The following is a 6,040-nucleotide window of genomic DNA, read 5'->3' as shown; positions in this document are numbered from 1 at the left end:
GGTTTCACGGTAATGTAGGTTGTGTCGTAGCTTTTGCAATGAGAGTTTCCAACCCAATACAGAATTTGGTGCACACCACTACCCGACACATTGGTGTTGAATAAATCTCCACTTATAGAGGGACCCGACCAATAGCCAGGGCTAATATCTGCTTTCATTGTGTAAACACCACTGTTCTCGCATAGTTCAGGTACATCTTCAATAGTAGGTTTCAGCGAAGAAAAATAAACCCGAACGTATTTATAATCAGATGATGCGCATCCATATTGATCAATAAGCTGATAATCAGCCCGATTGGCAGAGCCATTTGTAATACTGCCATCTCTTGGATCAAAATAATATTTGCCTGCTACTTCGCTTATAGCAGTTCCTGACCAATAAAAACTATCAACTATGGGTGTTCCAACTAATTCATACAAACCGTGGTCAGAGCAAAGTAGGGTGTCGTTACCAGCATTAGCATGAACGAGTGGATAATTGAATAACTCGATGGTATCTTTCTTTTTGAGACCATTATGTAATTCAACTTCACAAATATATAGTCCTGTATTTTTAGTGGAATACGTATTTCCATATCCAAGTGGTGTAGGATTCCCTTTTTTATACCATGTAAAGTACTTGGCTGAAGAAAACTGGTTCAATACCTCATAATTTGCTTTTAATGTAACCTTATTATAGGAGCATTTGTAGATATCATCACCACAATTCACTATAAAACTATCATAAACAATAATTATTGAATCTTGCTGAGTACAGTTGGTTGTATCTGAAATGCTTAAAAAGACTTTTTCCTGAACCATTGTGTCTTTAAAATGAAACCATTTATTGAGATTGGTGACATCCAAATCGCTCCATTGAAAAGTTAAGTTACCATGCATGTTCTTAATTTGTGGTAACACACGACTGGAATCTATTCCGTACATAAATAGTGTTTCCGGCAGGTCAAGATACAAAGTGCTGCTATTAACGGCTAAATTATCAAAATAAGTTTGTTTGCAACTGTTGTTGATGTCGATCCGAAAAGGATAATTTCCCTGATTAATAATTTTGGCAAGTATTTTTTTTCCACTACCAGCAATGTCTGTAGAATTTGGCTGTGTCGATTTCCAAACATATTGATAATTGACATTGTAAGGGCTAAGTTCTAATTCAAAATTACCACAACCTAAATCAGTTTTATTTAACTGGAGAGCTATTGAATTAGGGCCATTAATTGTATAGTAGAATTGTTTGATCTGCTTGCCGGGCAAAGGACAAGCATTATCAGTAGCCGATATAAAGAATGATCCTGTTTTTCCACTATCCGAAACATGTGTAGGTATTTTGAGTATGCCTGTTGGGTGTTTTTCCTGATGATTGCTAGTAGTCCATTTAGCATTTGCGATGCTATTGTCAAAGTGTAAAAATACGCTGTCGCTGGTGTTATTATCGTCAGTAGTAATGGTAAATTGTAACGTATCGCCTGCACAACCTTGTTCAAAAACGTTTGCTGATATTTCGGGAACATAATTAGTAGAACAGGAAATGACAATAATTGTATATTCTCTGTTTTGCTCAGCAATAGTGGTCATAACACCATTAATACGTCTCCATTGTTTGATTTTTACAGCCAAGGGGGTACCCTCAATTTTCATTGGCTGGTAGTAGATATTGCCTGTAAAGTTATCTAAATGAAATCCTCGAGGTTTCGGTAAATTTTTGTTTGGAAATCCCCAAAAATAGATTGGCTTGTTATAGGTATATGCACCTGAATAGACAAAAGCTGAAGCTGGACCTGTCAGCGAAGGAATTAATTCATAGGAAAGCGAATCCAAAAGATTTCCAGCACTGTCTTTATCTGTGTCTTTTGCACCCATTTGGTATATTTGATCCTGCCCAATGCATGTTAAAAATACAGGATCGCTTTCAAATGTTGGTGATGAGTTAACAGCTCCAATGCAGCGGTTAAATGTCGAAAGCATAAATAAATTCTGGTAAGCAGCTCCAGTTGTAATGATATTTGTAGGTCTTTGTCCGGCATTAAAATTCAAATTGATGGAACAACAACTTCCTGCATTCGAAAGGACAACTAATTTACTGCTTGTATATTTTGAAAAACCATAAGGAAACGTGCAATTGTAAGGAGGTAAACATCGGTTACAGCTTGTTGCACAGGTGGGTGTCACATCTACATAAGAGGGGCTTGGCAAATTGAGTGTAGCCAGTGTATCTCCGCTTGTTGAACAGCTAACAACAACAATAGGATTTACCAAAGGAGTATAGTTGCAATCCCGATAATAGGTTGCTGTGATAATAAAACTATCCTGCCCCACACAATTCCAGGAGATATGTCCTCCAATACTGCTGCCAGCAGTTGATTTGGACACTGTGAAAAGTCCAAATAGCGTAAATAATACAAAGAGTCTGAGCAAATTATGCATGATATTAATACTTATATGTGAAAGAAAAGCATTTATGAAAATATAAAGTTAGGTAAAAACTCTTGAATCCCCACAGATAAAGCTTTGTGGAGAAGAATTTAGTCTTGATGAATGAGTATTTTTATTATCCCGGGCTCAGACCAATAGGCTATGAATTATTGAATTATCTCTTTTTCCCTCATAAAATTCAGACTGCCTATGTGAAAACTAAAGAAGTTGAAACTAATAATAATCCCAAACTTAGGTTTTTAGTATTTTTGTCAAATGTTTAACTACAAAATACAATTTCTTTTGTTTTCCCTAATCATTGCTTGTGGAATCACTTCATGCAGGGATACATATACACCCAAGCCACCTGCTTATTTTAGAATTGACTATCCTGAACATGCCTACCAGCATTACGATAGCAGCTGCAACTTTGTATTCGATTATCCGATTTATGCAACTTTAGAAGACGACAAAGACAGAAACTCGGAACCATGCTGGTTTAATATAGTATATACACCATTTGATGCCCGATTGCATTTGAGTTATAAAAGAGTAGAAAACCTTGAACATTTTTTTATACTGACAAAAGATTCGAGGGAATTGGTTTATAAACATACCGTAAAAGCAGATGCCATCAGAGAAAATTTAATACTAACTGATCAGGAAGGAGTGAGTGGTAAATTATATGAGTTAGATGGCAGTACTGCAACGGCTCTGCAGTTTTTTGTGACCGATTCTTTACAACATTTTTTGAGAGGATCGTTGTATTTTAACAGCCAAATAAACCGAGATTCAATGGATCCAATAATTGATTTCCTGACGGTTGATATCAAACATATGATCAATAGCCTGGAATGGAAATAATTCTCAAAACCAATATCTGAAATCATTATTCTGACATCCTAAAGTGGTTTATCGAAGTCACATATTAAAAACTGAAATTGAATATCTGAAAGGTGTTGGTCCGGCCAGGGCTGCCGTGCTTAAGAAATATCTTGAGCTGTTTACATTTGACGATTTGCTTAACTACTTTCCATTTCGATATGTTGATAGAAGTAAGATTTATAAAATTGCTGATATCAATTCAGATGCTGCTCAAATTCAAATTCAAGGTGTGGTGAGCAGGGTCTCAGAAATTGGGACTGGGAAAAGTAAACGTTTGATAGCTACTTTAAAAGATGATAGCGGAAGTATAGAGCTCGTGTGGTTTAAGGGGCAAAAATGGATGAAACAAATTGTGAAAGAGGGCTATGAATATCTTGTATTTTGTAAGCCAAGTCGTTTTAATTCGATTTACAATATGGTTCATCCCGAAATTGAACTTTATGCTGAACGTGATGAAAGAAAAGCAAAAGTAAAGTTTCAACCTGTATATAGTAGTAGTGAAAATGCCGTGGCCAAAGGCTTGGATTCCAAAGGAATATTTAAACTACAGATTGAACTGCAAAGCATTTTGTCGTGGAATATTCCTGAAATACTTCCTGCAGAAATTTTGAAAAAATTCAAATTGATTTCAAGAAAGGAAGCCTATCAGATAATTCATTTTCCAAAAGATTTAGCGGAGGTTGAAAAAGCCAGAAATCGCCTGAAATTCGAAGAACTCTTTGTGCTTCAGTTTGAATTGCTTAAATACAAACAAAATAGGGGGAAAGCTTATAAAGGCTTTATGTTCACTACAGTTGGTGAGTATTTTAATACCTTTTACCACAACATTTTACCCTTCGAGCTAACCAATGCACAGAAAAGAGTAATTAAAGAAATTCGTATTGACATGAAAAGTGGTCGGCAAATGAACCGATTACTGCAAGGGGATGTAGGAAGTGGAAAAACCATTGTTGCTTTGATGAGTATGCTCATTGCCATTGATAATGGATATCAGGCGGTAATTATTGCTCCAACAGAAATTTTGGCCAATCAACATTTTCAGAATATGCAATCCTTAACACAAGAACTTGGATTGCAAGTGGGATTGTTAACCGGATCATCAAAAGCAGCTGTTCGAAAAAAACTGGATGAAGAGCTCCGATCTGGAAACATGCATATTGTGATAGGTACACATGCCTTATTGGAGGAAAAAGTTGTTTTTAAGAAACTTGGATTGGCTATAATAGACGAACAACATCGTTTTGGTGTTGCTCAAAGAGCTCGCTTATGGGCTAAATCGAAAACGCCTCCCCATGTTTTGGTGATGACGGCCACACCCATTCCGCGAACATTGGCTATGACGTTTTATGGTGATTTAGATACATCAGTCATTGATGAATTACCGCCCGGTCGTAAAGAGATTATTACCAAACATTATTTTGAAAAGAGTCGTTTGGCTGTTCAAGGTAGTATGAAGAAAATTATCCAAAAAGGTCAGCAAGTTTATATTGTTTATCCACTTATTCAGGAGTCAGAAACCCTGGATTACCAAAACCTGATGGATGGTTATGATGTTATTGCCAGGGATTTTCCTCGACCAGAATATCAGTTGGGCATTGTGCATGGAAAAATGAAATCGGAAGACAAAGAGCAAGAGATGGCTCGGTTTAAAAAGGGGGAACTTCATATTCTTGTATCAACTACTGTGATTGAAGTAGGGGTAGATGTTCCTAATGCCACAGCAATGATTATTGAAAGTGCCGAGCGCTTTGGCTTATCGCAATTGCATCAGTTGCGTGGACGGGTTGGACGAGGGGGAGATCAATCCTATTGTATTTTAATGACTGGAAATAAATTAACAACTGATGCACGAACTCGCCTGGAAACCATGGTTAGAACCAATGATGGCTTTAAAATAGCTGAAGTAGATTTGAATATTCGTGGGCCTGGCGATTTAGCAGGTACTCAGCAAAGCGGCTTGATGAACTTTCGGATTGCTAATCTGGCAACAGATCACAAAATTCTTAATGCGGCTCGTGTGGCAGCTTCCCATATTATTGAGAATGATCCCGAATTGATTGATCCTGAAAATCAAGGATTAAAATTATTTCTCAAAGAACAGGCACAGCAAAAATTTAATTGGAGTAAAATTTCATAAATACAAAGGGAATACGGATTATTCCTTGTATGAATGAAGAAAGAATTTTATATTGGCAATCAATTTGCAACCCAATAATGAAAAAAGAACACATGAAAAAGTTACTTTTAGTTTTAGTAGGAATGGTATTTCTTTCAAGCGTAGGATTTGCCCAGCACATTTCAGACGAAACCAGTAAATCGTATTATGATGAGGCAAAAACAAAACTCAAAGAAGTTTATTCATTTGTTGAGGTAACAACATTTAGTGCAACAGGCGATCAGACTATTACCGGAACCAAAATGAAAAAACATGGTCCTTATTTCTTTTATTATGAAAATGGTAAGTTGAAAATTCAAGGAAATTATAAAGGTGATAAAAAACACCTAACCTGGACCTATTATGATGAAACAGGGAAAGTTTTGAAAGTAGAAGAGTATCGAGATGGAGAAATGACATCATCGAAATAATATAAAAAAAACGTACAGCAAGGGAACTATAGCAATATGGTTCCCTTTTATTTTTGTTGAGAATTAGAAAAAGGTCATTACATTGTTGAGATTCAAAATGTAATTGACTAGTGTGTGAGATCAGGGGTTGCCAGATAAGCATTAGCTATATCGTAAAAAAG

Annotated in this window: 4 protein-coding genes; 3 read left to right on the top strand and 1 reads right to left on the bottom strand. The window is 36.3% G+C overall.

Going from position 1 to position 6,040, the window contains the following annotated elements; genetic code table 11:
* On the bottom strand, nucleotides 1-2,420 hold a 2,420-nt coding region (locus tag HOG71_11300), incomplete at its 3' end, for a hypothetical protein (GenBank protein ID MBT5991424.1).
* A gap of 291 nt (nucleotides 2,421-2,711) precedes the next feature.
* On the opposite strand from HOG71_11300, the gene HOG71_11295 reads away from it, so the two are divergent.
* The 3 genes from HOG71_11295 (at nucleotide 2,712) to HOG71_11285 (ending at nucleotide 5,879) form a co-directional block, all read left to right on the top strand.
* Complete coding sequence (locus tag HOG71_11295) at nucleotides 2,712-3,272, top strand: gliding motility lipoprotein GldD (protein MBT5991423.1); 561 nt, start codon at nucleotides 2,712-2,714, stop codon at nucleotides 3,270-3,272.
* A 43-nt stretch (nucleotides 3,273-3,315) separates the two neighbouring features.
* Entirely contained in the window at nucleotides 3,316-5,430 is a 2,115-nt protein-coding gene (recG, locus tag HOG71_11290; protein ID MBT5991422.1) for an ATP-dependent DNA helicase RecG, read from the top strand.
* A gap of 92 nt (nucleotides 5,431-5,522) precedes the next feature.
* Complete coding sequence (locus tag HOG71_11285; GenBank protein MBT5991421.1) at nucleotides 5,523-5,879, top strand: hypothetical protein; 357 nt, start codon at nucleotides 5,523-5,525, stop codon at nucleotides 5,877-5,879.
* The last annotated feature ends 161 nt before the right edge of the window (nucleotides 5,880-6,040 follow it).

This window comes from Bacteroidota bacterium (genome assembly GCA_018698135.1).
Lineage (GTDB): Bacteria > Bacteroidota > Bacteroidia > CAILMK01 > JAAYUY01 > JABINZ01.
Note: the sequence above shows the minus strand (reverse complement) of the source record. Positions and strands in the feature narration are given on the sequence as shown.